The sequence below is a fragment of the Micromonospora sp. ABR4_055 genome, assembly GCF_056160425.1.
The window spans coordinates 23,476-48,806 of record NZ_JBSWXD010000018.1 but is presented as its reverse complement, the minus strand read 5'-3'; the positions used below and the strand labels follow the sequence as shown (position 1 = coordinate 48,806).

Genomic DNA, 25,331 nt, shown 5'->3' with positions numbered 1-25,331 from the left:
TTGGCTCGGTGCCGCCGGCTGCGGTTCACCGCGCTGGTCACCGCCCGCACCGAGGCGATCACGATGTTCGAGTCCAGCCCGACGCCCCAGACCGTACGGTCGCCGACCTCGCACTCCACGTACGCCGCCGCCTGCGCGTCGCCACCGGCGGAGAGCGCGTGCTCGTGGTAGTCCAGCACCCGCACGCCGACGTTCACCGCCTGCAGCGCGTTGACGTACGCGTCGATCGGGCCGTTGCCCGCCGAGTCCAGGGTGTGTCGGACGCCGTCCACCACGACCACCGAGGCCGCCTCCACCTTGCCGTCGACGGTGCTCGTCGCGTACGACTCCAGGGTCACCGCCGGTTCGGTCCGCTGACCTCCGAGGTACTCGTCGGCGAAGATCTCCCACATCCGCTGCGGCTCGATCTCGCCGCCGGAGTCGTCGGTGACCGCCTGCACCACGCCGGAGAACTCGATCTGCAGCCGCCGGGGCAGGTCCAGGTTGTGTTCCTGGCGCATCACGTACGCCACCCCGCCCTTGCCGGACTGCGAGTTGACCCGGATCACCGCCTCGTAGGTGCGCCCCACGTCACGCGGGTCGATCGGCAGGTACGGCACCCCCCACGAGTGGTCGTCGACCTGGACACCGGCCGCGTCGGCGTCGACCGCCAGCGCGTCGAAACCCTTCTTGATGGCATCCTGGTGGGAGCCGGAGAACGCGGTGTAGACCAGGTCCCCGGCGTACGGGTGCCGCTCGTGCACCGGCAGCTGGTTGCAGTACTCGACGGCCCGCTTGATCTCGTCGATCTGGCTGAAGTCGATCTGCGGGTCGACACCCTGGCTGAACAGGTTCAGCCCCAGAGTCACCAGGTCGACGTTGCCGGTGCGTTCCCCGTTGCCGAACAGGCAGCCTTCGATCCGGTCCGCGCCGGCCAGCAGACCCAGCTCGGCGGCGGCCACCGCGGTGCCCCGGTCGTTGTGCGGGTGCAGCGACAGCACGACGCTCTCCCGCCGCGGCAGCCGCCGGTGCATCCACTCGATCGAGTCGGCGTACACGTTGGGGGTGGCCATCTCGACAGTCGCCGGCAGGTTGATGATCAGCGGCCGGTCCGGGGTCGGCGCGATCACGTCGATGACCGCACTGCACACCTCCACCGCGTAGTCCAGCTCGGTGCCGGTGTACGACTCGGGGGAGTACTCGTAGAAGATGTCCGTGTCCGGGGTGTGGATCTCGGCGTACTTCTGGCACAGCCGCGCCCCGGTGGTGGCGATGTCGGTGATCCCGGCCTTGTCCAGGCCGAAGACCACCCGCCGCTGCAGCACCGACGTCGAGTTGTAGAAGTGCACGATGGCCCGCTTCGCGCCGCGCAGCGACTCGAAGGTCCGGTCGATCAGATGCTCCCGGCACTGGGTCAGCACCTGGATCGTGACGTCGTCGGGGATCAGGTCCTGCTCGATCAGCTGCCGGACGAACTCGAAATCGGTCTGGCTGGCCGCCGGGAAGCCGACCTCGATTTCCTTGTAGCCCATCTGCACCAGCAGCTGGAACATCCGGCGTTTGCGGTCCGGTGACATCGGGTCGATCAGCGCCTGGTTGCCGTCGCGCAGGTCGACGGCGCACCACCGGGGCGGCTGCACGATGCGGCGGGTGGGCCACTGCCGGTCGGGTACGTCGATGGCGAACTGCTGGTGGTAGGGCTGATAGCGCCGGTACGCCATCCGGCTCGGCTGCTGTCGGGCGATCGGATCAGTGGTGACGGGGCCAGCAGCGGGCTGGCCGGTGGGGATCGGGTCGTTGGTGGGCTGGACGTGGACGGACTGGCGTGCTGGGCCGGCGGTTGGCTGTGCCATGGTGCGATCTCCTGGTCTGGGAAGGTCCCGCGCTGTCGCGTCCGCCGACCGTCGCCGGCACCCGGTCCGGGGCGGCCCGCAGGTCCCGGCGACCAGTTGGTCGCGGTCTGCGCGTCGGTACGGGAAGGGCGCCGGCCGGGCCGGTCAGCTGGGCGGCGCGCCCGCACAGGTGCGGCGAGTGGTGCCGGAGCGGCTGGACAGCGTGGGCGCGGATGGGGTCAAGGCGGCGCGAGTCAACTCCGCGACGAGGTGCCGGCCTCGGGGGCCTCGTCGCGGCAGCGAAGGAGAAGCGCCTGCCACATGACAGCTCTCACCCTACGTGATCATCGCGGGTTGGCAAAGCCCAGCTGTGGATGTCAGCCGGTGCCGGCCGTGGATCCGCTGCTCACCGGCGGGGTACCGGCACCGTTCGGCGGCACGCCGGCGGTCACCGGACCCGGCAGCGTGATCGACGGCGGGGCGGTGCCCGGCTGGCCCGCCAGCAGCAGCGTCCCGAGCTCCAAGCGCACGCCGGTGAGGATGCCGTCCGGGCGGTAGCAGTAGATGCCGACGTCCAGCGGCGGCTGCAGCGACGTCGTGGTGGACTCCACGGAGAAACAGGTGCCGTCGACGCCGTCGAGCGGCTCGGTCACCGACACCGCCAGCGGGGCCCGCCGGTCGGCCAGCACCGCACGCCAGCCGGCGAACAGGTGGTGCAGCCGGGGGTCGAGCGCCGGCTCGACCGCGGCGTCCGGGTCGCCCAGCCGGACACAGTACGGCGTCACCGGGTTGGCGGCCGACGGCAGCGCACACCGGAACAGGCCGTCGGCGTTCTGCGCCATCGCGACGTCGCCCGTACCACCCGTGCCGCTCGTACCGCCCGCGCCACCCGGGGCTCCGCCCGGAATGTCCACCCGCCACCCGCCGTCCTCGGCCAGGGTCACCGCCACCGTCCGGTCCGGCCGGCCCGGGGTCTGCAACGTGTAGAACGCCGTCATCCGCAGGTCGCTGGCGGCAGCGGCCGCCGCCGCCAGCTGCGCCCGTGGCTCCGCCGGCGCAGCGCTCCCCGGTGCCGACGGCGACTGCTCGCCGGTCGGCGTGCCCTGCGGCGACGTCACCGGATCGGTCGAATCGCAGCCCAGCAGGGACAACGTGACGAACGCCACGCAGGCCAGCGCGGCAGGCGAGTTTCGTGACGCTACGGGACCCCGGGAATGCATCCGCCCATTCTGCGTACCCGGTCGGGTTTATCGGCCCGGCGGCCCACGGACACGCTGATTTCCGTCGCCGGCCCGCTGACGAGCTGGGGCCTTTTGGCCCGACGGCGGGGCGTCGGCGTGTCGCGGACCGGGCCGCCCGGACGACCGGCCGCCCCGGACGGACACGGGCGGTGACCGCGCCCGGCCGGATCGTGGGAACGGCTGTCTGCACGGGCTCCGGACGCCGGTACCCTGATGCGGGCAGGTTGGCAGCAGCTGGAGGGGAGTGGACCGCCGTGGCACTGGTGGTGCAGAAGTACGGCGGGTCCTCGGTCGCCGACGCCGAGCGCATCAAACGGGTCGCCGAGCGGATCGTCGCGGCCCGCAAGTCCGGCGACGACGTCGTGGTGGTCGTGTCCGCGATGGGCGACACCACCGACGAACTGCTCGACCTCGCCGGGCAGATCAGCCCGCTGCCGCCCGGCCGGGAGCTGGACATGCTGCTCACCTCCGGCGAGCGGATCTCGATGGCGTTGCTCGCCATGGCCATCCACAACCTGGGCTACGAGGCGCGGTCCTACACCGGCTCGCAGGCCGGTGTGCTGACCACCTCGGTGCACGGCCGGGCCCGGATCATCGACGTCACCCCGGGGCGGCTGCAGGGCGCCCTGGACGAGGGCGCGGTGGCGATCGTGGCTGGTTTCCAGGGCGTGTCCCAGGACACCAAGGACATCACCACGCTGGGCCGCGGCGGTTCGGACACCACGGCGGTGGCGCTCGCCGCCGCGCTGCAGGCCGACGTCTGTGAGATCTACACCGACGTCGACGGGGTGTTCACCGCCGACCCCCGGATCGTGCCGAACGCCCGGCACATCAAGCAGATCACCTACGAGGAGATGCTGGAGCTGGCCGCCTGCGGAGCGAAGGTGCTGCACCTGCGCAGCGTCGAGTACGCCCGCCGGGCCGGTCTGCCGATCCACGTCCGCTCGTCGTACTCAACCAACACCGGCACCATGGTGACCGGATCGATGGAGGATCTTTCCGTGGAGCAAGCACTCATCACCGGAGTCGCCCACGACCGGAGCGAGGCGAAGATCACCATCGTCGGCGTTCCCGACGAGCCGGGTGCCGCCGCCCGCATCTTCGAGACGGTGGCCAACGCGGAGACCAACATCGATATGATCGTGCAGAACGTGTCGACCGAGGGCACCGGCCGCACCGACGTCTCCTTCACCCTGCCGAAGGCCGACGGCCCGACCGCGATGGCGGCGCTGGGCAAGGAACAGGAGCGGATCGCCTTCAAGGGCCTGCTCTACGACGACCACGTTGGCAAGGTGTCGCTGATCGGCGCCGGGATGCGTTCCCACCCGGGCGTGGCCGCCAACTTCTTCGCCGCACTCGCCGAGGCCGGCGTCAACATCGAGATGATCTCCACCTCGGAGATCCGGGTCTCGGTCGTCTGCCGGGACACCGACCTGGATGCGGCGGTACGCGCGGTGCACGCCGCCTTTGACCTCGGCGGTACGGAGGAGGCGGTGGTCTACGCAGGCACCGGCCGGTGAACCCCGGTGCCTGACGCCAGGGCACGCCAGCTGCCCACCCTCGCGGTGCTCGGTGCGACCGGAGCCGTCGGTGCCGTCATGTGCGAACTGCTCACCTCACGGGCCAATGTCTGGGGTGAGATCCGGCTGCTGGCCTCACCCCGCTCCGCCGGGCGGCTGGTGCGTTGCCGGGGCGAGGACCTGCCGGTGCACCAGGTCAGCCCGGAAGCCTTCGACGGGGTCGATGTCGTCATGGTGGACGTGCCGGACGACGTGTCCCGGCAGTGGACACCGGTCGCCACCGGGCGCGGCGCGACCGTGGTCGACAACTCGGGTGCGTTCCGGATGGATCCCGGCGTACCGCTGGTCGTGCCGGAGATCAACGCCGAGCAGGTACGTCGCCGGCCGCGCCGGATCGTCTCCAACGCCAACTGCACCGTCCTGGCCATGATCGTCGCGATCGCCCCGCTGCACCGCGAGTACGGCCTGCGCGAGCTGGTGCTGGCCAGCTACCAGTCGGTCTCCGGCGCCGGGCGGTTCGGTGTGGACCTGCTGCACAGCCAGCTGACCAGGGCGGCCAGCGACCGTACGCTCGGCTCCCGGCCCGGCGACGTACGTCAGGCGGTGGGGGACGACCTCGGCCCGTTCCCGGCCCCGCTGGCGCTCAACGTGGTGCCGTTCACCGGCGAGCTCGCCGACGCCGGCTGGTCCACCGAGGAGCTGAAACTCCGCGACGAGTCCCGCAAGATCCTCGGCCTGCCGGATCTGAAGGTCTCGTCCACCTGTGTGCGGGTGCCGGTGGTGACCGGACATTCGGTCGCCGTACACGCGGTCTTCGGCAGTGAGGTCACCGCGGACGGTGCCCGCGAGGTGCTGCGCAACGCGCCCGGGGTGATCGTGGTCGACGACCCGGCGAACGCCGAGTTCCCGATGCCGATCGACGCGGTCGGCACCGAGCCGTCCTGGGTCGGCCGGATCCGTCGGTCGATGGACGACCCTCGGGCCATCGACTTCTTCGTCACCGGCGACAACCTGCGCAAGGGTTCGGCGCTGAACACCATCCAGATCGCCGAACTGATCGCCCGGGATCTGTCCGCCAGTCGGTGACCGACGCGCTGACGTGCGGCAGACGCTGCCGCGCTGGTCTCAGCTGTGACTGAACGCAGTGTTGAGGTTGCAGCAGCCAGCCGAAGTGTGCTCTACTTGATACAGAACTCTTCTAACGGTGCCTAGGGGAAACCCGAACACCACATCCTAAGGCCGCCTTCGGGCGGCCTTAGCGTTTGAGGGAGAATCTTGCACCTCTGCTACCTCGATGAGTCGGGCGGCTGTGAGCCTCCCAACAGTAGCCCTTCCGCCACGCCTGTAATGGTGCTACTCGGCATGATCCTCGATGCGGCTACCGTCCCGGCTCTGACTCGAGACTTCCTGGATCTCAAGCGACGGCACTTCCCCGGTCGTTTCAGTTCCAGTCGCGCACTTGACCACATTCTGGTCGAGGTGAAGGGTAGTGAGATTCTGCAAATGACCCGCAGTGATTCTCGTAACAAGCGTCGGCAAGCGGATAGATTCCGGACCGAACTTCTGGATCTGGTCGAGGCGCACCATTGCCGGGTTGTTGGTCGCGTCTGGATCAAGGAGCCGACCGCCGGCATGGACGCTGAATCCAGCTACTGTTACGCGGTGCAGGATATTGCCCGTCATTTCGGTCAATACATGCAGCAAGAGGACGAAGTGGGGGTGCTGATCGCTGACGGCCGTAGTCACCAGACCAATCTGCGGGTGGCGCACTCCATCTTTACTCAGAAGTGGCGCACTGGCGGCGACCCGTACGCGAATCTCCGGGAAGTGCCCCTGTTTGCGGCCAGCGACAACCACGCGGGCCTGCAGATCGCGGATCTTCTAGCCTCAACTTTCGTCTTCCCCATGGCTGCGGCAGCCTACTGTACTTCCCGACCCGGATATGTTCATTCTTCTTCCCGGTACAACCAGGTGCGCTCCTCATTCGGGACACGTCTGGGTCAACTCCAGTACCGATACAGAGACGAGACGGGCAAGTGGCGCGGTGGCTTAGTGGTGAGTGATCGAATAGCTCACCAGTCCGGATCACGTCTGTTTCGTCCTGCCTCCCCTGTGCCGTCTACCCGCACTCCTGTGGAGCAGGCTGCGGCTCTGCCCGCCACACCTTGACGGGGGCGCATACGGACGGTGGCGGGTCGGGCGGTACTGCTTGATCCAAAAGATCGTGCATCTGGTCAGGTCCCCGAAGGGATACTCCCATCACGAAGAAGAGCGGCACCGCGCTGATCAAGTTGTTTAGCGAATGAGGGTAGGCGCTGGCCAACGCCACCCAGACGCGCTCGCATGTTCTTCACGGCGGCACGCGCCCGGCCCGACTTGACGCCAGTCATCGCGTCCATGGCCATGTTCCAGTTCGCGGCTGCCTCGCCGAGACGGCCCTGCGCGCACTGCACGTCGCCCAGGTTGGCTAACGTCAGCGTGTGAATACGGCGGTAGACATCTGAGTTTCGAGTCGCAATCGACCGGCGGAGCTGCATCTCGGCGCCCGACATATCTCCCAGATCCCGCAGGGCCTGTCCAGCTTGACTAGCAAGCGAGGTTTCCGTGAAACCGCTGGTCCGAATCCACGGCGGCTCCTCGTCCGGTGCAGATTCCGCAAGGCGCTTCTCGGCAGCAGAGATCGCCGTTGAGGTGCGTGTACGGTCACCTGTTGCCGCGTGACCCCGCGCCACGAGGATTGCGAAAAGAGCAGTGGCGGCCGGGGTGGAGCTTCCCTTCGACCAGCCGAGAGCGGATTCCGCGAGGTTGAGCGCCTGTTGCCCGTGACCGAGATCAACAGCCTGATGAGCCATCGCACGCAGAGTGAACGCTGCAAGTGCGCGGTCGTCGGCTTCATTCGCGAGCCGCAGTGATTGGACGTAGTACCGCTGAGCTAGGCCGTGCAGGGACGAATCAAATGCTTTCCATCCGGCAAGGTAGGTCATCTCCGCAGCCAGGCTGAACATTGCCCTGCGTCCCGAGTCGGACGAGAACCTGCCGCGCAGATAGTCAGCGACATCTGACGAAAGGTATTGAATGACCGCAAGACGGGCGTGGCCGCCGCCGAACCGCTCGTCAGCTCGACTGAACACCGCCAGCATGTCTCGCACGGCGTCAATCTCGCTGCGGCCTACCGCGACCCCACCGCCTTGTGCGCGTCGCCCTCGGTCTGCGACCTCCTGCCAGGACTCGAAAGGAACCGCGAGCGCAGCCAGCGAGTACAAGGCTTTGAGCGCGAAAGCTCGTCGCTCCAAGTCGGCCCTCCCGATCGTTACGAGGTTGGTGGCGCAGTCGTCCACCCACCAGTCGAGTCCGCCTAGGTCGGCTTCCAGGCTACCGTCCACGTCGAAGCCAAGGTCGGTCGGTGAGACGAGATGACCGAGTCGACGGCTGACCGCTTCGGCGAGGTAGCGAGGGGTTCGACCACTTGGCCGTACCCCTGCGACCCAGTGGCCGACGTGTGACCGATCGCAGGATCGCAGGTCGTCGTTGTGCTCGCGGGCGATGACTCGAACTGCTGCGGCACAGGCATCGTATGACCACCGGCACGCCTTGATCATCTCCCGCAGTTGCTCGTTGCGTTTCCTCTGCTGCCGTGTCATCCGCAGCCTCCCTGGTCGGACCGGCGTTCAACGCGTTCAACGCGTCCAGTGTCCTCACAGGCTACCGGAGGACGCCGACAATCCGTTTACTACAAACAGGTCCTGCCGCACCGGAGTAGAGCGCGGCGATGATCATTGGATGGCGAACGATTGTGCTTCGCGATTCGAACTACTAATCGGCTCATCCATAGATGCGAGTTGTCGATCAGCGTGGCCTCCCCTGGCTGTTGGCTGAGCGTTTGGTGTCGAGTTCGCGAGGAGAAGTCATGGAGCAGCGGAGCAGGCGGGGGCGGGTGGTGCCTCGGCAGGGCGTACTCGTGGAGCCGTGGCAGGTCAGGGCGGTGCAGTTCGAGACGCGGTGGCGTGGGCTGGACCCGGCGGCGGTGTACGCGTACCTGCGGCAGGTCGCCGATGTGCTGGACCGGCTCACCCGGCAGGCCGCCGTCGACCGGGCCGAGGCCGACCGGCTGCGCGAAGGGCTGCGGCAGTGGCGGCAACGCCACGTCGGCTGCCGCTTCAACGACCCGCCCGCCGGCGTCTACCAGTCGGAGCATCAGCGGCAGACCGGCAACGGAGGCCACTGGTGAGCGACGAACCGCGCTGGACCATCCACCTGCCGACCCGGCTCACTGACATCGAGGCCGCCGCCCGGTTCGCCGCCGCGCTGCGGGACTCGCTGGCCCACCTCGACGTCGTCGACTTCGCCGGCACCACGCTGTCGGCCACCGACCGCCCGTTGCTGCGTACCCGGGTATGGGGTGACGTCGACCCCGACCCGGCCGGCAGCGACCTGGTCAGCGACCGCACCGCGCCGGCCGATGGCTGACCCCGTCCCCCGCCAGGTCGAGATCGATCACCTGACGGAGCTGGTCGACCGGCACGCGCCGCGCGCCGACGGCTGCGCCTGCGGCGACCCGCTCACCGCCGCTGGCCGCTGCTGGCGCACCGAGGTCGCGCTCACCCGGCTGCGCGACCTCGGTGTGCACGTCGCCGCCGTCGACCAGCCGGAGAACGCCGGATGAGCATGCACGTCCCCGTCCGCCCGAGCTGGGTCTGCGCCGGCTGCGGGCATGCCTGGCCGTGCCTCGACAGCCGGCGACAACTCACGATCGAGTACGCCGACGCCCGCGTCTCCCTGTCGGTCTACCTCGCCACCAACATGGTCGAGGCGATGACCGACCTGCCGGCCGGGCACGGCTGCGACCTCTACTGGCGTTTTCTCGGCTGGCTGTGATGTCGATGTCGATTTTGCGCCCCGGCGACGAACCGATGCACTACGACGACGGCTCACACCGCTGGATCCCGCCCGACCCCGACTACGACCAGGAGATCTGGGAGAACCAGGTGCGTGAACACCAACACGAGCATCGCGGGCGTCCGGACCCACCCCCGCCCCGCTACCGCCTCATCCGGCGATCCGCCGCAAGGTGAGAAACTGGACTGCACCAGCCAGGGCGCTCAGACACGCAGTTGGACATGCGAAGGGCCATATCGATGTGATCGACATGGCCCTTGACCTGGTCGGGGTGGCCGGATTTGAACCGACGACCTCTTCGTCCCGAACGAAGCGCGCTACCAAACTGCGCCACACCCCGAGGTCCGCTGGGCAATACTAGCCCACCGGCTCGGCAGGGCAAATCCGGTATCCCCGGTGCGCCGCCGCCGGCCCACGGGCGGCGCGTCACTGGGCCGCCGGCTGACGCAGGCTGACCTGCGTCGACGTTCGGTCAGCGTTGGATCAGCGGGCGATCAACGTCAGCAAGGTGGCCTCCGGCGGGCAGGCGAACCGGACCGGCGCGGTCGGGTGGGTGCCCAGCCCGGCCGAGACGTGCAGCCACGAGTCGGTGCCCGGCCACCGGTGCAGGCCCTTGGCCATCGACCGGGGCAGGTCGCAGTTGGTGACCAGGGCGCCGACGAACGGCATGCAGACCTGCCCGCCGTGGGTGTGCCCGGCGAGCAGCAGGTCGAGCCCGTCGGCGGCCATCTCGTCCAGCACCCTGGGCTCGGGAGAGTGGGTGAGGCCGAGACTCAGGTCGGCCTCCGGCGACGGCGGGCCGGCGACGGCGGCGTAATCGTCGCGTTCGATGTGCGGGTCGTCCACACCGGCCGCGTCGATCAGCCGGCCGCCGGCCTTGAACGACGCCCGGCGGTTGTTCAGATCGTGCCAGCCGGCGCCGACCAGCACCTCGCGCAGCTCCTCGAACGGCAGGTCCGGGCCGGGTCGGTAGTCCCGCTCGGGCAGCAGGTAGCTCAGCGGGTTCTTCCACACCGGGCCGGTGTAGTCGTTCGACCCGAAGACGAACACGCCGGGTAGGTCCAGCAGGGGCTGCAGGGCCCGTAGCGCGCCCGGTACGGCGTCCGGGTGGGCGAGGTTGTCGCCGGTGACCACGACCAGGTCCGGGTCCAGCCCGGCCAGCGCCGCCACCCAGGCCTGTTTGCGCCGCTGGTCGGGCATCATGTGCATGTCCGAAAGGTGCAGGATGCGCAGCGGTTCTGCGTCCGGCGCGAGCACCGGCACGTCGAACCGGCGCAGGGTGAACATGTTGCGCTCGATGAGCGAGGCGTACGCCAGGGTGGCGGCGCCGAGTGCTGCGGTGCCGGCGGCGAGCCGGAATACGGTGCGCTTTCGCATGCCGACCAGGGTAGTTTGGCCACTCATGAGCACCGTGAAGGACCGCCTGACCGCTGACATGCGGGCCGCGTTGAAGGCCCGGGACGAGCTGACCACCTCCACCCTGCGGATGGCGCTGGCCGCGATCGGCAACGCCGAGGTCGCCGGCAAGGCCAAGCGGGAGCTCTCCGACGAGGAGGCGTTGGCCGTGCTGACCAAGGAGGCGAAGAAGCGCCGGGAGGCGGCTGCGGCGTTCGCCGACGCCGGCCGGGTCGATCAGGCCGCCAAGGAGCGGGCCGAGGGCGAGGTGCTGGACCGCTACCTGCCGCGTCAGCTCGACGACGAGGCGTTGGCCGGCATCGTCGCCACCGCACTGGCCGAGGGTGGGTTCACCGGCAAGGCGCAGATGGGCCCGGCCATGAAGGCGGCCCAGGCCGCGGTGGCCGGCCAGGCCGAGGGAGGCCGGGTGGCAGCCGCGGTACGCCGCCAGCTCGGCCTTTGACCGGAAGCTGCGATAGGTGCCGAACTTGAAAGCCTATCGGGACTGCGAGTAGCTCCCGCAGTCCCGATACAGTGAATGCCACTCAATACGTAAGCTCCATCGGAGCAGTTGCTTGCCTGGCCTTCAACGGCTCTTCTGAGTTGAGTGGGGTTCGCGGTTGACGGTGACCCTGGCGTAGAGGGCTCGCAGCCCTTCGGTGATCATCTGAGTGTCTAGATCGGATGTTCACAAGCGGAGAGCTGCGAGCATGGTCAACAATATGACCCGGCTGCTGGGCCTGGATGGTGGACCGGGTCAGGTTGGACCCCGACGGTGTCCCGGTGGTCGCTCTGTCTACCGCCGATGAGCAGGTACGATGCCGCTCGGACTGCGGTGCGCGGGCCCGGCGGGTCAAGGACTGGGTGACGACCCGGCCCCGGGATCTGCCCGTGGCGAGCCGGGCGACGCGGTTACGGTGGCGCAAACGCCGCTGGCATTGCGACCAGGGTGGATGTCGACGCCGGACGTTCACCGAGCAGGTGGGCGGGTGACGAACTTCCGGTGTGTCGCTGCCCGGCAAACAGCGAGGTCTCCGGTGGATGGCTTATCGACCAAGACGAACCATCGACACGGAGACCTCGTGACCAGCGTAGCGGTGACGAGGCGGCACGACCTGACGGACGCTCAGTGGGCAGTCCTGGAGCCTCTCCTGCCCACCGCACGCCGGCCGGGCCGACCGCCCGCATCAACGAAACGGCAGCTCATCGACGCGATCCGGTGGCGGACCCGGGCCGGCGCCCCGTGGCGGGACATCCCCGACCACTACGGCTCCTGGGCGGCGGCGTACGCCCTGTTCCGCCGGTGGCAGCGCGACGGGACCTGGGCCAGGATCCTGACCGCGTTGCAGGCCCTGGCCGACGCGGCGGGACGGATCGTCTGGGACGTGTCCGTGGACTCCACGATCAGCCGCGCGCACCAGCACGCCGCCGGAGCGCGTAAAAGGGGGATCTGCAGGCCGAACCGCCCGGCGGTACCGGGTCGGAACCCGACGACCACGCGTTGGGGCGTTCCCGTGGCGGACGGACCACGAAACTGCACCTGGGCTGTGAACAGGGACAGAAACCGCTGTCAATCGTGCTGACCGGTGGGCAGCGTGGCGACAGCCCGCAGTTCACGACGGTCCTCGACCGAATCCGGGTGCCCCGGTTGATCCCGCACTCGACCCCGAGATCTACCAGCAGCGCCACGCGGTCGAGTGCGGGATCAACCGGCTCAAGCGCAACCGAGGCCGGCATCCCGGTGGTCAACCTGGACCGTGCCGTCGCGACCCGCTACGACAAACTCGCCGTCCGGTACGAGGCGACCGTGCAGGTCGCGGCGATCAACGAGTGGCTGTGACCGACTTTGATACACGCCCTAGGGCTGTATGGTCACCACTCTCTGGGCCACGTCCAGGTGGATCCCTAGTGAATGCTGACTGTTGGTGAACACTCAGGATCCGAGCGGTAGGGGCTGTTGTTCGGGGCCGGATCTCGTGAGTCCAGGCCTCAGTCCATCCATTGCGGTGGCTGGGGCTGGTGCCGGGACCTGCGCTTTCCTGGTTGATCACAGATGCGTAGGATCACCTCCACATCGCCGCCGGCGGCAGTCCGCTGCCCGTCCGGGTCACACCCCCGTCTCCTGTTCAGGTTCGCCACATCGGCGATGAAGAGTTGGGTGCTGCAGTTGATGCAAACCCTAGTTTGGCTGCGAGCCAGACGTCGACCACTATGGACCTATTGCGTTGCGCTCGCGCTGGTGGTCGTGCTGGTGGTGACCGGCCACGCACGACCCGTCGCGGCGCAGAGCGCGTCAGGCTGCGAATTCGGTGAATCGGCTCTCGAAGCTGGAGCGACCGGACCGGGTGAGGTCACGCTACGTATTGGTTGCGCCCGGGACATCGGGAGTTTCGGCGTGTTCGCAGAGCGCGACGACGACATCGTCGCGATCCTGGAGTTCACCCCCGCCCGCGACGAGGCTGAGCTCCGCGAGATCCTGCAACGTCAGGTTGACGACGCCAACCAGGCGCGCGACGCGGGAGCCAGCCTGAGCTCGTACCTCCTCGCAAAGGCGGACGAGTTCGGGATCGGGTACTACGCGGAGCAGGACGAGGATATCGACTTCGACGGCGAGATTCACCGGATGGCCAACCACCTGGTGATAGTGATCCCGCAGGCGGAGGTCGAGGCCGCGTGGAGTTGGATCGGCGTCCTGAAGAAGATCGCGCTGGCGTTGATCTTCTTCGGTGTCTGGGCGCTCGTCGAAGGCACCTGCGTTGCCTTCTTCGCGCCAGAGGCGCCGGTGGCCGCGGTGCTGTGCGGAGCCTTCGCGGGATTCATCGCAGGCGGTGTACGGGAGTTGCTGTCGGCTGTCTTCGCCGGCAAGGAGATCAATAGCGACGTGTGGTCGGACGTACTCGGGACCGCGCTCGGCGGTGCGTTCGTCGGCGCGACCCTGCACGGTGCCATTCAGCTGGTCGAGTCGACTGTCCGGCCCATGTACGCCGCGCTGGGGAAGTTCCTGAGGGAGACCAGCCTCAAGGTGTGGAACTCGCTCAAGAGCCTCGTCAGCCACGCAGCCGACATGTTCACGGCCGAGGCCGCGGACGTCCTGCGCAAGGCAGTGGAGCTCGCAGCCCGGCACGGGATCGGAACGTTCGCGACCGGCAAGTGCCCCGGCTACGACCCCAGCTCCGGCAACGGCACTGGGCTCGGGTGGCAGGAACTCGGCCGGATGCAGGACGGCCTCAAGCGGCGCCTCGATCTGCTCGATAACGACAACAGCTCGGGCGAAACGGTATCGAGGACCAAACTGCAGTACGCGGACGTCGACGGCGACGGCCTGTCGGACCGGATCCTGGTCGCGGCGGCCGGACGCGCCGAACTGTCGCAGAACGTCGGGTGTGGCGAGGACGGCCAGCGGCTCTGGGCGCAGCGTAGTGACGCCGGACCGATCGAGGACATACTGGAGCAGTTCAACGCCGACCAGGTCCACTTCGGCGACCTCGACGGCGATGACCGAGCCGACCTTATCGCGGTCCTCGAGGCCAGCCAGTCACCGACCGGTGTCCCGATGATCCAAGCCTGGCGCAGTGAGTCGTCGATCAGCGACATCCGGTGGGCGGCGGGCAGCCAGGTCGCGGACAACCTCGGGTTCGCCGCTGCCGAGCGGCGCTTCTTCCTCGACATCGACGGTGACGGTGACAGCGACTACCTGACGGTCACTGCGGACAACACCGTGAGCGCCTGGGAGAACACCGCGTGGGGCCTGCCCGGGCCGGCTGATTGGAGCCGGATTGACGGCTTCGGGCATCCGGGCCAGGGACAGGGCGGCGGGAAGGTCTACTTCGCCGACGTCACCGGGGACGGCCGCGCGGATCTGCTCCTGGTCGACTACGTCACTGGCGGGGTCCAGGCATGGGAGAACGTCGGCAGCCCGTGGACCAGCTCGACCGGCTGGCGGTCACTGGGCACCATCCGGATGGGTGCGCCGCTGGCTGGTGGCTCCGGTGCGATCTTCAGCGACCTCGATGGCGACCAGGTCGCGGACCTGCTGCTGCTCGACAGCGTCGAGGGCGGCGTCGACGGTTGGCGGCTGCCGCGCTACGGGTCAGGCGAACAGGGGCCGGGCCAGCCAGGCGTACCGACCTCCCCGGAGCAGCTTCCGCCGGGGACGCTGCCGGCGTACAGCGGTGGTGATCCGCGTCCGCAGGTGACTGGCCGGCTGATTCAGAACAGCAACTTCACCGGCAGCTTCAAACCGTGGTGGGTGAACGCGGGGATGACGCCGAAGGTGGACGGTGGGGTCTTCTGCGTGACCGCCCCGGCATCGGAGAAGCCATGGGATGTGCTTGTCGGGCACAACAGCATCTACCTGCCACGAGGGAACTCCTACACGTTCCGGTTCCGGGTGCGGACCAGCGAGACGGTGCCGTTGGTGGTGCAGATCGCTCCGTTCGACAACCCGAACCACACGACGTACCTGGTCAAGTATCCGACCGTCACCGGCGGGGCGTGGCGGACCTACGAGTACACCTTCAACACCAGCTTCAGCCAGGAGTACGTGCTGTCGCAGGTACAGTTCCGCCTCGGCGGGTCGGACCAGGCGTACGAGTTCTGCATGGACGACGTGACGCTCAACGGTGCCAGCTACGTGTACCAGGCGCAGCGGGGTCCGGCGGTGAAGGTCAACCAGCACGGCTACCTGCCGCAGGGGCCGAAACGGGCGACGCTGGTGACGGACGCGGCGAACCCGCAGTCCTGGACGCTGCGGCGGGTCGGCGGCGGCGACGTGGCGACCGGGCAAACCGTCCCGGCCGGCTTCGACGGCTCGGCCGGCGCTTCGGTCCACCTGGTCGACTTCAGCTCGGTTACGGCGACCGGCCGGTTCGAGCTGGTGGTCGGTGGCCAGGCCAGCTACCCGTTCGACATCCGGACGGACCTGTACGCGTCACTGCGAACGGACTCGATGCGGTTCTTCTACCCGAACCGGAGCGGCATCGCGATCGACGGCGGCATTGCCGGGGCGGAGTACGCCCGCCCGGCCGGGCATGTGGCGTCCTCGCCGGGCGGGGGCGACACTGCGGTGCCGTGCCAGTTCCCGCAGTCGTTCATGGACAACTGGACATGTGACTACACGCTGGACGTCACCGGCGGTTGGTACGACGCGGGTGACCATGGCAAGTACGTGGTCAACGGCGGCATCGCCACCTACCAGCTGCTCTCGGCGTGGGAACGGGCCGTGGCGGTGGGTCGGTCCGGGCCGCTGGGCGACTCCACCCTGGCGATCCCGGAGCGCGGCAACGGCGTGCCCGACATCCTCGACGAGGCCCGCTGGAACCTCGAATTCATGCTGAAGATGCAGGTACCGGACGGGCTGCCACTGGCCGGGATGGTGCACCACAAGGTCCACGACGAGTCGTGGACCGGGCCGCCGATGCTGCCGCACCAGGACACGAAGCAGCGCGAGCTGCACCGGCCGTCGACGGCGGCGACGTTGAACCTGGCCGCGGTCGCCGCCCAGGGGGCGCGGCTCTACGCCCCGTACGACGCGGCCTTCGCCTCCCGGCTGCGGTCGGCGGCGCAGCGGGCCTACGCCGCGGCGCTGGCCAACCCGACGCTCTACGCGCCCAGGGCGGACCGCTCCGGCGGTGGCCCGTACGCCGACAGCGACGTCACCGACGAGTTCTACTGGGCGGCGACGCAGCTGTACCTGACCACCGGCAGCGGGACGTACCTCGACGCGGTGCGGGCCAACCCGTACCACACTGCGGGGGCGGCGTTCAACCAGAACGGCTTCTACTGGGGGCAGGTCGCCGCTCTCGCCCAGCTGGACCTGGCCCGCTTCGGCAGCGGACTGTCCGAGCAGGCGCAGATCCGCCATTGGGTGACGACCGCGGCGAACCGGCTGATCTCGTTCCAGCAGGCCGAACGGTTCGGGCAGACGTACACCCCGGCCAGCGGTCTGTACGACTGGGGATCGAACGCGTCGATCCTGAACAATCAGGTGGTGATCGCCACGGCGTACGACCTGACCGGCAACACGATGTACGTCGACGCGGTGTTCGAGGCGTTCGACTACCTGTTGGGCCGCAACGCCCTCGGTCAGTCCTACGTCACCGGGTACGGCACCAACGACGCGAAGAACCAGCACAGCCGCTGGTACGCGAGGTCGTTCGACTCGACGCTGCCGAATCCGCCGGTCGGCTCGGTGTCCGGCGGGCCGAACTCCAGCCTGCAGGACCCGCTGTCGGCGTCCTGGCTGCACGGCTGCGCCCCCCAGTTGTGCTACGTGGACAACCTGGAGGCCTGGTCGACAAACGAGATCACCATCAACTGGAACTCGGCGCTGGCGTGGGTCAGCGCCTTCGCCGCCGACGAGGCACCGCGCCGGTGAGCCACCGTCACCCATCGGTGATTCGTCGCTGATCTGTCGCTGAAAGCCGGCCGGCCCGCCCGGGAGAGATCCGGGCGGGCCGGCCGTTCAGCCGGGTCCGACGGCCCCTGCTGAGGACCGCGCCCGGCCGGTTGAGCTCGTCCTTGTACAGCCTGGACCTTGACCGTCTTGCCGTCGCGGTCAGGCTCCTCAGCGTTGATTCCCCGGCCGTGAAGCAGCATCCACGAACGCCACTGCGGGGAGGGCCAGACCTCCTGGACTCGGAGCCGGACCGGGCGCTTGCCGTCCACGTGGTCGCACTGCCGCAGCGCCACCAGATCACCGGGGCACACCAGAGCTTCGTCGTCAGGCATCGTCCGACGCTCCGTACGACTCGGCGGACTCGTCCTGGTCGTCGTGCGCGGGTATCCGGCGGTCATCAGCCCGGAGAGATGGAGTACGGCGCGGATCCGCCGGGCACTACTGGGGTCCCACCGGTCCAGGATGGCGATCGCCCGCAGGAACGGCCGGCAGGGGCCGGGTACGCCGCCGCACCGGTGGCACTCGCCGGTGGTCGGGTTCGGGATGTGGGTACGGGCGGTCGAGTTCGCGTCGTGGACCGCCCGGGACAGCTCGGGGGACCGTTCGCCCGGGTGGACCGGTGGCTTCCGTCCACCCGGATGTGCTCGGACTGTGGCCGGATCAACGAGCGGATGGCGTTGGACGTGCGGTCGTGGGTCTGTCCGTGTGGCGGTCACCACGACCGGGACGTCAACGCGGCGATCAACATCAAGGCCGCCGGGCAGGCGGACTTCAACGACCGTGGAGCGCGGGTAGGACCGGGACCCGTCCCGGCACCGCGCGGTGAAACGGTAGCCCACCAGAACACCGCGCGTATCACGCGCGGCGTGGCTGGAATCGCCGCCGTTTAGGGCGGCGAGGATGTCAACCGTCTCACCCGACGCCGCCGAAGGCTTCTACCGCCTCGTTGACGCCGCCTACGAACGCCGCAGCCTCGCCGTCAGCTCGAACCTGCATTACGCCCACGTCGTCGTCATACAGGGCGACAGCTTCCGGCTCAACCAGGCCACCACCGGACAGCGGGTGAAATTACTGAACTGACCAGAAACACCACCCACGGCGGGGAACTAACTGGCCGCCGTTGGGGAGAACCGACGGCCGCCAGCGGGACATCCGCAGGCCGCGTTCGACAACCTGTTCACCGCCGTCCGCCCGGCACCCGGCTGACCACAGCGACACCGACGCGCGACCAGGCGGCCCGACCACACCACGAACCCCCGCCCCAACCCGGAACGACAACACCCGGAGCAAGCCGACCACGTGATCGGCGATTCGCCGCCCCCGAAATCTCCCAGTACCGAAACTATTCAACCGAGCTCAAGACGAGGGAGGAAGGCGAGCGGTACGGGTTCTCGCTGTGCCGCATCGACAGCGCCGGCACGCGCGACCAGACGTACGACCTGCTCGAAGTCATCCGGGTCGCCGTCGACCCACGTCAGCCGGAGAAGCTGGAGGAGAACCTGCGCGGCTGGGCGATCGCGACCCTGGCCGGCGGCCACGGGTTCGGCTGCTACCATGCCGCCTTCAGCACTCTCGACGAGGACGACCAGCCCGAGAGCGACCTCGGCAACCTCGACATCAACTGGTCCGGCTCGGAAGTTCTCGTACCGGGCGAGCAGGGGTTGAAGCGGACGGGGGGGGGGGGAAGGGGGGGGGTGTGCGGCCCCCCCCCCCCCTCCCCCCCCCCCCCCCCCCCCTTTCCCCCTTTTCCCGCCCGCCCCCCCCCCCTCCCCCCCCCCCCCCCCCCCCCCCCCCCCGCCACTAGATTTCGCCAGTCAGTCGTCCGGGTTGCCCGGGTTACCGGGACGTCCCGGCCCGTTGCCCGGCCCACCGGGACCGTCACCGTCGCCCGGGCTCGGCTGGGCACCCTGGCCGTTGCTGACCCGGATGATCACCACTCCGCCCTTGATGGTGCGGCCGCTCGGGCTGGTGCCGGCGGCGGTGCCGGCCGGGCAGGTGGAGTCGACCGCACCGGACCGGTCCACCTCGACCTCGAATCCGGCACCGGCCAGCCGGGACCGGGCGTTGTCGATCGACTGACACTGCACCCCCGGGATGGAGCGCTGCTCACCGCGGACCAGTTTGCCGCTCGGTGCCTTGAACTGCTGCTTCTCCTTGCCCTTCATCGCGTCCCGCAGCGTCTCGTAGACCGCCGGGTTGACGATGTCGTGCGACATGGTGGCGTTGGTGTCGGCCCAGTCCGGGTCGGCCAGCACCCCGGCGACGGCGAGCTGCTTGGTGGTCACCACCATGGTGGCGGTCTTCTCGGCGTCGGTGGTGCCGGTCTTGCCGGCCACCGGGTGCCCGACGATGCTGCGTACGCCACCGGCGGTGCGGCTCCGGCACTGCGACGTCGACGAGTTGTCACCGACCGGGCAGCGCGCCGCGTCGATCGCGGCCCGGGCCACCTCGGTGGAGACCACCTGCTTGCACTGCGGCTGGGCGATGTCCAGGCTGTTGCCGTCCTGGTCGCGGATCTCCTTGACCGGGATCGGCTTGCAGTACTTGCCGTCGGCGGCGAGGGTGGCGTACGCGTTCGCCATCTCCAGCGGCGTGGTGCTGGAGACGCCGAGGGTGAAGGCGCCCCACTGGTTGGCACCCTCCGGGTCGGCGGCGAACCGGGCGTCGTTGGAGGCCCGGAAGGTGATGCCGAGGCGCTGCGCCACGTCGACGGCGGAGGCCGCGCCGACCCGCTCCTGCAGCGGCACGAAGTACGTGTTGACCGAGGCGCCGAAGGCGCTCCACATGTTGTGTACGCCGTTCATGCTGGAGTTGGCGTTCTTGGGGCAGTACTTGTTGGTGCCCGCGCAGGCGGCCGGGCTGCCCCGTTCGACAATGTACTTCGACTCGTACGGGCTCTTGGCGTTGATTGTGTACTCCAGTGGGTAGCCCTTCTCCAGGGCCGCCACCAGCGGGAAGATCTTGAACGTCGAGCCGAACTGGTAACCGGTGATGTCACCGCCACCGGTCAGCAGCGGGTTCGTGGTGTTCGGGTAGGTGCCCCGGATGCCCTTGTCGGCTTTCTTCGGGTCGCTGGAGAGCTTGTTCTTCGGGTTGTCCGGGTCGTCGAGCTTGTAGTTGCGGTTGACCGCCATACCGCGTACGTACCCGGTGCCCGGCTCGACCGCCGCCACCATCAGCGCGTGCTTGCTGCCGGTCTTCAGCGCGTCCTCGACGGCGTTCTTCGCCGCGTCCTGCGTCTGCAGGTCGAGGCTGGTGACGATGTGGTAGCCGCCGCTCTTGAGCCGCCGCTCCCGGTCGTAGCTGGTGGCACCGAACGTCTCCTGCTCCATCCACCAGCGGTAGAAGAAGTCGCAGAAGAAGCCCCAGTGGTTCTTGTTGGCGGCGACGCAGCCGTTCGGCGCGCGCTTGCCGTTGACGACCAGCTCGACGGCCTTGGCCTCGTCGGCTTCCTCCTGGGTGATCGCCCCGGTCTTGACCATGTTGTCGATGACGTAGTTGCGCCGGTCGACGGCCTGTGGGTAGCCACCCGGCGTGGTCGGGTCGAACGCCGTCGGGGCCTTGACCAGGCCGGCGAGCATGGCGGCCTCGTCGATGGTGAGGTCCGCCGGCTGCTTGCTGAAGTAGACCTGGCTGGCGGCGAAGACGCCGTACGCGCCGTTGCCGAACGGGGCGATGTTGAGGTAGCGCTCCAGCACCTCGTCCTTGGTCATCTCCTTGGTGAGCTGCATCGCGTACTTCATCTCGCGCAGCTTCCGGGCGTTGGTGTCCTCGGTGGCGGCGATCACGTCCTCGGGGTGGGTCGCCGAGTAGGCGATGGCCAGCCGGACGTACTGCATGGTCAGCGTCGAGGCGCCCTGGGTGGTCTCGCCGGCGCCCTGGTTGGCGACGAAGGCCCGGGCGACACCCTTGACGTCGACCCCGTTGTGCTCGTAGAAGTTGTGGTCCTCGGCCGCGATGATCGCCGCCCGCATGATCGGTGCGACGTCCTTGATCGGGACGTCGCGGCGGTTCTCGTCGTACATCGCGGCGAGCGTGGTCTTGCCGTCGGCGGCGTACAGGTAGCTGATCTGCGGCGCTCGCTTGACGGTCAGCTCGCTGGGCAGCTTGTCGAAGGTCTCCGCGCCTGCCTTGGCTGCCAGGCCAGACATCGCCACTGCGGGGAACGCGGCAGCGGCGACCACCACGCCGGCCAGCAGCCCACAGATCAGCAGCGATGCGGCGTTGGTCAGTGGGTTGTGGTCTCGCTTCCGCATCAAGGTCACCCAGTCAGGGTACGTGAGGGACTGAAGAGGTCGCCGTGTGGCGCACCTGTGCATTTCCTGCCGGCTCCGGCCTCGTTGTGCTAAACGCAGAGACCCGTCCGGCGGTTGTGGTCTCCGCCGCCTACTTTCCCCCCGGGAAGGTGTGGGTGGCGGGGTTTCCCCGTTTCCGCCTCGGGTACCCCTGCTCGGCAGAGCGCCCGGGAAGGGTGTTGTGTCCGGATAAGCGGATTTCGCCAATAACGTTGCGTAATCACCCAACTACAGAACATGATGGTCCGGCGAGGATCGCACGGCGGCGTGCTGCGGGGGAAAGCAGCGTCAGCCGCCCGGCTTGCCGACTGACTCCACCGGTTGCAAGCGGAAATTGCTAGGGGGGACGTGGAACGATGGGCATGATCGCTGATTGGCCCAGCCTGGCGGCGTGCCAGAGCGGAGACCCGGACGCGTTGTTCGTGCAGGGCGCTGAGCAGAACGTGGCCAAGCGCATCTGCCGGGGTTGCCCGGTCCGGTACGAGTGCCTGGCCGACGCACTCGACAACCGGATCGAATTCGGGGTCTGGGGCGGCATGACCGAGCGGGAACGGCGGGCTCTGCTGCGCCGGCACCCGCAGGTGGCGAGCTGGCGCAGAATGTTCGAAGCAGCCATGCGGGACCGCGAAAAGGTGCTCGTCGCCACCAAGTGATCCGCTGAACCGGGAGCTGTGCAGGACCAGAGGGAGCTGCGCGGGGCCAGGCTCAGCCGGCGACCGCGTGGCCGATCGTCCGTAGCCCGTCGATGTCATGCACGTCGGCGGGCTGCGCGCGGACGGTCGCCACCGGCACCTGCGGGAACGCGTCAGTGAACATCGCCGCGACTCGGCGCTCCCGCGCCGACTGCTGTGCCACCGCGGCGTGCACCCGCAGCACCCCGGCCGTCGCCGGATGCCCGCCGTCGCGGTCCAGCTCCTGCGCGGCGGACAGGCTCCGCTCGGCGGACAACCCGGGTACGGCCGGCTCGTGCACCCGGTTGAGCACCAGCCCGGCCAGCGGCATCCGCTCCGCGCCGAGCCGACCGGCGAAGTACGCCGCCTCCCGTACCGCATCCGGCTCCGGCGCCGCGACCAGCAGGAACGCCGTCTCGTCGGCCTGCAGGACCCGGTACGTCTGCTCGGCCCGCTGCCGGAAACCGCCGAACATCGAGTCCAGCGCCGCCACGAAACCGGACAGGTCACTGAGCAACTGGGCGCCGAGGATCTTCTGCACCGCCCGGGAGAACACCCCGAACGACGCGGTCACCAGGCTGAACATACTTCGACCGCCGGCCCGGGCCGGTGCCAGCAGCAGTCGGAGCATCCGGCCGTCCAGAAAGCGCGCCAACCGGGCCGGTGCGTCCAGGAAATCCAGCGCGGACCGCGACGGCGGCGTGTCGACCACGATCAGATCCCACTCGCCACCGGCGTGCAGCTGGCCCAGCTTCTCCATCGCCATGTACTCCTGCGTACCGGCGAAGGTCGAGCTCATGGCCTGGTAGAAGGGGTTCGCGAAGATCTCGGCGGCCTTGTCGGTGTCGGTGTGCGCGAGCACCACCTCGTCGAAGGTGCGCTTCATGTCCAGCATCATGGCGTGCAACTCGCCGCCGCTGGCCTCCACCTCGATGCCCTTGACCTGCCGTGGGGTGTTGTCCAGCTCGGTCAGGCCCAGTGACTGCGCCAGCCGGCGGGCCGGGTCGATGGTGAGTACCACGGTGCGCCGGCCGTGCCGCTCAGCGGCGCGCAGCGCCAGGGCCGCCGCGGTCGTCGTCTTGCCCACCCCGCCGGCACCGCAGCAGACCACGATCCGCACGCCCGGATCGGCCAGGATCCGGTCGACGTCCAGCGGTGGCGCTGCGTGATCAGGAGGCACCAGTCGAGCGTATCGGGGTCGGCCCAGGATCCGCCGATCAAGTCGCTGTGAGGTCGCTTCCAGCAGCTGGCCCGGTGCCGGTCAGCAACGCTGCGGCCAGCGTGTCCAGGCCCTCGCGGGTGACCCCGTCCGGCAGCAGCGGCAGCCGGACGATCGGCCGGCCCAACTCGACCAGGTCGGTCAGCAGCGAGTCCTCCAGCGCGCGGCGGGTGAGGTGCTCCTGTGCCTCGGCCCGCAGGCCGGTCACCGTCTCCCGGTCGGTCGGCAGCCCGGCTGCGGCCAGCCCGCGCCGTAGCTGCGTCTGGCCGACCGGTCCGTCAGCGAGCAGCGGCGGCCGGGCCGAGTTGACGATCACATTGCCCACCGGGATGCCCAGCGCGGTCAGGTCGGCGACCGCGTCGAGGGTCTCCTGCACCGGCATCTCCTCCAACAGGGTCACCACGTGCACCGCGGTGATCGGCGAACGCAGCAGTACCGCGACGCCCTCGCTCTGCGTCTTGATCGGGCCGACCTTGGCCAGCCGGGCAGCCTCGGCGGTCACGTTCAGGAACCGGCCGATCCGCCCGGTGGGCGGTGCGTCGAGCACCACCGCGTCGTAGACCCGTCGCCGGTCCACCATCCGAGTGGTGGCCTCCTTCACCTTGCCGGTGAGCAGGACGTCGCGCAGCCCGGGGGCGATGGTGGTGGCGAAGTCGATGGCGCCCAGGCGCCGCAGCGCCCGCCCGGCCGCGCCCAGCTTGTAGAACATGTCGAGGTACTCCAGCAGCGCCTCCTCCGGGTCCACCGCCAGGGCGCGGACCTCGCCGCCGGCGGCCGAGGTGGTGATCCGGCGCTCCTGGTACGGCAGCGGCCCGAGGTCGAACAGCTGTGCGATGCCCTGGCGGCCCTCCACCTCGGCGAGCAGGGTGCGCCGGCCCGAGCCGGCCAGCGCGAGCGCCAGCGCGGCGGCGACACTGGTCTTGCCGGTCCCGCCCTTGCCGGTCACCACGTGCAACCGGGACGGCCAGCCGGGTACGGCGGCGACAGGTGACTGCTCGGTGACCCCCACGTCCAACCAGACTAGTGCGCGACGCCGCTCAGTTGACGTCGCAGACGAACCAGCCGGACTTCTGCACCACCATGAAGCTGAGATCCTGCTCCGCGCTGCGCTCGTCCTCGGTGACCATGCGCACGGTGACCGAGACGACGGCCCGATCTTCGTCCTGCTCGTCGACGGTCGGCACGTTCCACTCGAACTGCGGGTTGCGGTACGTCGACGAGTAGCCCTCGATCTCCTCCACCTTCTCGATCAGCGCGGACTCGTCCCGGGCCTCCCGGCAGACCAGGTCGGCCGCGGCCGTGACGTTCCGGTCGGTGTACACCGCCTGGAGGAACTCGTCCACGGCGGCGACCGGTTCGGCCGCGCCGCTACCCGTCTCCAGGTTGTTGATCACCAGGAACGCCGCGATGCCGCCACCACCGCAGAGCAGCAGCACCACACCGAGCACCACCGAGGTGATCAGCAGGCCACGTCGGCGGCCGGCGGCAGCTGCGGCCGGTGCGCCGGGAGTCGGCGGTACGGGCTGGCCGGGGGGTAACGGCTGTCCCGGTGACACCGGCTGGCCGGGCGGCGGTGGTACAGGCTGCCCGGGCGGCGGTGCGGACTGTCCCGGCGGAGGCGGGAACGGCGGGCCACCCGGTGCCGCCGCGAACGGTGCGCCGGCCGGCGGCGGGGCGTACGGCGACCGGTCCGGCGGCGGAACGAACGGCGGTGCGGTAGGACGCTGCCAAGGCGGCGGCGGGATCGACTGTCCCGGCCCTGCCGACTGCCCAGGCCCTGTCGGCTGTGCCTCGGTCGGCTGTGCGTCCGGCGCCGGTGGCTGTGCGTCCGGTGGCTGTGCCTCGCCACTGGGCGGTTGCGTCATCCTCATCCCCAGGTTTCAGGT

General features: G+C 69.1%; 21 protein-coding genes, 1 tRNA gene and 3 pseudogenes. 15 read left to right on the top strand and 10 right to left on the bottom strand.

Annotated features, from left to right (window positions below; all coding sequences use genetic code 11):
* Nucleotides 1-14: 14 nt before the first annotated feature.
* Both leuA and ACXAHD_RS07430 read right to left on the bottom strand, forming a co-directional pair.
* A pseudogene (gene leuA, locus ACXAHD_RS07435) lies at nt 15-1,700 on the bottom strand (2-isopropylmalate synthase); the annotation flags it as partial.
* A gap of 488 nt (nt 1,701-2,188) precedes the next feature.
* Complete coding sequence (locus ACXAHD_RS07430) at nt 2,189-3,031, bottom strand: hypothetical protein (protein ID WP_475049357.1); 843 nt, start codon at nt 3,029-3,031, stop codon at nt 2,189-2,191.
* A gap of 275 nt (nt 3,032-3,306) precedes the next feature.
* Here ACXAHD_RS07430 and ACXAHD_RS07425 point away from each other — a divergent pair, with 275 nt between their 5' ends.
* The 3 genes from ACXAHD_RS07425 to ACXAHD_RS07415 all read left to right on the top strand — a co-directional run bounded on the left by ACXAHD_RS07425 (nt 3,307) and on the right by ACXAHD_RS07415 (nt 6,741).
* The gene (locus tag ACXAHD_RS07425) at nt 3,307-4,572 is read left to right on the top strand and encodes an aspartate kinase (RefSeq protein WP_281552759.1); all 1,266 of its coding nucleotides are present in this window, start codon (nt 3,307-3,309) and stop codon (nt 4,570-4,572) included.
* 6 nt (nt 4,573-4,578) lie between these two features.
* On the top strand, nt 4,579-5,658 hold the full coding sequence (locus tag ACXAHD_RS07420; protein ID WP_281552760.1) for an aspartate-semialdehyde dehydrogenase: 1,080 nt from the start codon (nt 4,579-4,581) through the stop codon (nt 5,656-5,658).
* 189 nt (nt 5,659-5,847) lie between these two features.
* Nucleotides 5,848-6,741, top strand: a complete 894-nt coding sequence (locus tag ACXAHD_RS07415) for a DUF3800 domain-containing protein (protein ID WP_281552761.1) — start codon at nt 5,848-5,850, stop codon at nt 6,739-6,741.
* A gap of 65 nt (nt 6,742-6,806) precedes the next feature.
* Here ACXAHD_RS07415 and ACXAHD_RS07410 read toward each other — a convergent pair whose 3' ends face one another.
* The gene (locus tag ACXAHD_RS07410; protein ID WP_281552762.1) at nt 6,807-8,213 is read right to left on the bottom strand and encodes an NsdA family TPR-like regulatory protein; all 1,407 of its coding nucleotides are present in this window, start codon (nt 8,211-8,213) and stop codon (nt 6,807-6,809) included.
* 266 nt (nt 8,214-8,479) lie between these two features.
* On the opposite strand from ACXAHD_RS07410, the gene ACXAHD_RS07405 reads away from it, so the two are divergent.
* Genes ACXAHD_RS07405 through ACXAHD_RS07385 form a run of 5 tightly spaced genes read left to right on the top strand, consistent with a single transcriptional unit; the run spans nt 8,480 to nt 9,644 of the window.
* Entirely contained in the window at nt 8,480-8,800 is a 321-nt protein-coding gene (locus ACXAHD_RS07405) for a DivIVA domain-containing protein (protein WP_281552763.1), read from the top strand.
* Nucleotides 8,797-9,039 (top strand): hypothetical protein, encoded by a 243-nt coding sequence (locus tag ACXAHD_RS07400; protein ID WP_281552764.1) that lies wholly within the window; start codon nt 8,797-8,799, stop codon nt 9,037-9,039. The genes ACXAHD_RS07405 and ACXAHD_RS07400 overlap by 4 nt, the downstream gene beginning before the upstream one ends.
* Nucleotides 9,032-9,235, top strand: a complete 204-nt coding sequence (locus ACXAHD_RS07395; RefSeq protein WP_281552765.1) for a hypothetical protein — start codon at nt 9,032-9,034, stop codon at nt 9,233-9,235. Before ACXAHD_RS07400 ends, ACXAHD_RS07395 begins: the two co-directional genes overlap by 8 nt.
* Nucleotides 9,232-9,447, top strand: a complete 216-nt coding sequence (locus ACXAHD_RS07390; protein WP_281552766.1) for a flavin reductase — start codon at nt 9,232-9,234, stop codon at nt 9,445-9,447. Before ACXAHD_RS07395 ends, ACXAHD_RS07390 begins: the two co-directional genes overlap by 4 nt.
* Entirely contained in the window at nt 9,447-9,644 is a 198-nt protein-coding gene (locus ACXAHD_RS07385) for a hypothetical protein (RefSeq protein WP_475049348.1), read from the top strand. Before ACXAHD_RS07390 ends, ACXAHD_RS07385 begins: the two co-directional genes overlap by 1 nt.
* Before the next feature lie 87 nt (nt 9,645-9,731).
* Here ACXAHD_RS07385 and ACXAHD_RS07380 read toward each other — a convergent pair.
* Nucleotides 9,732-9,808: transfer RNA gene (locus ACXAHD_RS07380), tRNA-Pro, on the bottom strand.
* A 143-nt stretch (nt 9,809-9,951) separates the two neighbouring features.
* Entirely contained in the window at nt 9,952-10,845 is an 894-nt protein-coding gene (locus tag ACXAHD_RS07375) for a metallophosphoesterase (protein ID WP_281552767.1), read from the bottom strand.
* Nucleotides 10,846-10,870: 25 nt separating this feature from the next.
* Here ACXAHD_RS07375 and ACXAHD_RS07370 point away from each other — a divergent pair, with 25 nt between their 5' ends.
* The 6 genes and pseudogenes from ACXAHD_RS07370 to ACXAHD_RS07345 all read left to right on the top strand — a co-directional run bounded on the left by ACXAHD_RS07370 (nt 10,871) and on the right by ACXAHD_RS07345 (nt 18,340).
* Nucleotides 10,871-11,326: a GatB/YqeY domain-containing protein gene (locus tag ACXAHD_RS07370; RefSeq protein ID WP_281552768.1), complete on the top strand. Its 456-nt coding sequence runs from the start codon at nt 10,871-10,873 to the stop codon at nt 11,324-11,326.
* A gap of 247 nt (nt 11,327-11,573) precedes the next feature.
* Nucleotides 11,574-11,847, top strand: a pseudogene (locus ACXAHD_RS07365) (transposase family protein); the annotation flags it as partial.
* Nucleotides 11,848-11,945: 98 nt separating this feature from the next.
* Nucleotides 11,946-12,703, top strand: a pseudogene (locus ACXAHD_RS07360) (IS5 family transposase).
* 555 nt (nt 12,704-13,258) lie between these two features.
* On the top strand, nt 13,259-17,239 hold the full coding sequence (locus tag ACXAHD_RS07355; protein ID WP_281552770.1) for a glycoside hydrolase family 9 protein: 3,981 nt from the start codon (nt 13,259-13,261) through the stop codon (nt 17,237-17,239).
* A gap of 431 nt (nt 17,240-17,670) precedes the next feature.
* Nucleotides 17,671-18,150, top strand: coding sequence for a zinc ribbon domain-containing protein (locus ACXAHD_RS07350; RefSeq protein WP_281552771.1), 480 nt, complete (start codon nt 17,671-17,673; stop codon nt 18,148-18,150).
* A 10-nt stretch (nt 18,151-18,160) separates the two neighbouring features.
* Nucleotides 18,161-18,340, top strand: coding sequence for a hypothetical protein (locus ACXAHD_RS07345; protein WP_281552772.1), 180 nt, complete (start codon nt 18,161-18,163; stop codon nt 18,338-18,340).
* Between the two features lie 469 nt (nt 18,341-18,809).
* Here ACXAHD_RS07345 and ACXAHD_RS07340 read toward each other — a convergent pair whose 3' ends face one another.
* Complete coding sequence (locus ACXAHD_RS07340; protein ID WP_475049342.1) at nt 18,810-19,061, bottom strand: hypothetical protein; 252 nt, start codon at nt 19,059-19,061, stop codon at nt 18,810-18,812.
* Between the two features lie 13 nt (nt 19,062-19,074).
* Nucleotides 19,075-21,516, bottom strand: coding sequence for a penicillin-binding protein (locus ACXAHD_RS07335; RefSeq protein ID WP_289211974.1), 2,442 nt, complete (start codon nt 21,514-21,516; stop codon nt 19,075-19,077).
* Between the two features lie 395 nt (nt 21,517-21,911).
* Between ACXAHD_RS07335 and ACXAHD_RS07330 the strand changes: the two genes are divergently transcribed.
* Nucleotides 21,912-22,208, top strand: a complete 297-nt coding sequence (locus ACXAHD_RS07330; protein WP_281552775.1) for a WhiB family transcriptional regulator — start codon at nt 21,912-21,914, stop codon at nt 22,206-22,208.
* A 52-nt stretch (nt 22,209-22,260) separates the two neighbouring features.
* Here ACXAHD_RS07330 and bagB read toward each other — a convergent pair whose 3' ends face one another.
* Genes bagB through ACXAHD_RS07315 form a run of 3 tightly spaced genes read right to left on the bottom strand, consistent with a single transcriptional unit; the run spans nt 22,261 to nt 25,310 of the window.
* Nucleotides 22,261-23,409 (bottom strand): ArsA family ATPase, encoded by a 1,149-nt coding sequence (bagB, locus tag ACXAHD_RS07325; RefSeq protein WP_281555797.1) that lies wholly within the window; start codon nt 23,407-23,409, stop codon nt 22,261-22,263.
* A 34-nt stretch (nt 23,410-23,443) separates the two neighbouring features.
* A complete protein-coding gene (bagA, locus tag ACXAHD_RS07320; protein ID WP_281552776.1) occupies nt 23,444-24,454 on the bottom strand; it encodes an ATPase BagA in 1,011 nt (336 codons plus the stop codon).
* A gap of 28 nt (nt 24,455-24,482) precedes the next feature.
* Nucleotides 24,483-25,310: an Rv0361 family membrane protein gene (locus ACXAHD_RS07315; protein ID WP_475049337.1), complete on the bottom strand. Its 828-nt coding sequence runs from the start codon at nt 25,308-25,310 to the stop codon at nt 24,483-24,485.
* Nucleotides 25,311-25,331 lie beyond the last annotated feature (21 nt).

What these genes read in the sequence shown, in the direction of transcription:
- ACXAHD_RS07430 (WP_475049357.1), bottom strand. Translation starts at nt 3,031, where the DNA reads ATGCATTCCCGGGGTCCCGTAGCGTCACGAAACTCGCCTGCCGCGCTG.
- ACXAHD_RS07410 (WP_281552762.1), bottom strand. Translation starts at nt 8,213, where the DNA reads ATGACACGGCAGCAGAGGAAACGCAACGAGCAACTGCGGGAGATGATC.
- ACXAHD_RS07405 (WP_281552763.1), top strand. Translation starts at nt 8,480, where the DNA reads ATGGAGCAGCGGAGCAGGCGGGGGCGGGTGGTGCCTCGGCAGGGCGTA.
- ACXAHD_RS07395 (WP_281552765.1), top strand. Translation starts at nt 9,032, where the DNA reads ATGGCTGACCCCGTCCCCCGCCAGGTCGAGATCGATCACCTGACGGAG.
- ACXAHD_RS07390 (WP_281552766.1), top strand. Translation starts at nt 9,232, where the DNA reads ATGAGCATGCACGTCCCCGTCCGCCCGAGCTGGGTCTGCGCCGGCTGC.
- ACXAHD_RS07385 (WP_475049348.1), top strand. Translation starts at nt 9,447, where the DNA reads ATGTCGATGTCGATTTTGCGCCCCGGCGACGAACCGATGCACTACGAC.
- ACXAHD_RS07375 (WP_281552767.1), bottom strand. Translation starts at nt 10,845, where the DNA reads ATGCGAAAGCGCACCGTATTCCGGCTCGCCGCCGGCACCGCAGCACTC.
- ACXAHD_RS07370 (WP_281552768.1), top strand. Translation starts at nt 10,871, where the DNA reads ATGAGCACCGTGAAGGACCGCCTGACCGCTGACATGCGGGCCGCGTTG.
- ACXAHD_RS07350 (WP_281552771.1), top strand. Translation starts at nt 17,671, where the DNA reads ATGGAGTACGGCGCGGATCCGCCGGGCACTACTGGGGTCCCACCGGTC.
- ACXAHD_RS07345 (WP_281552772.1), top strand. Translation starts at nt 18,161, where the DNA reads ATGTCAACCGTCTCACCCGACGCCGCCGAAGGCTTCTACCGCCTCGTT.
- ACXAHD_RS07335 (WP_289211974.1), bottom strand. Translation starts at nt 21,516, where the DNA reads ATGCGGAAGCGAGACCACAACCCACTGACCAACGCCGCATCGCTGCTG.
- ACXAHD_RS07330 (WP_281552775.1), top strand. Translation starts at nt 21,912, where the DNA reads ATGGGCATGATCGCTGATTGGCCCAGCCTGGCGGCGTGCCAGAGCGGA.
- ACXAHD_RS07315 (WP_475049337.1), bottom strand. Translation starts at nt 25,310, where the DNA reads ATGACGCAACCGCCCAGTGGCGAGGCACAGCCACCGGACGCACAGCCA.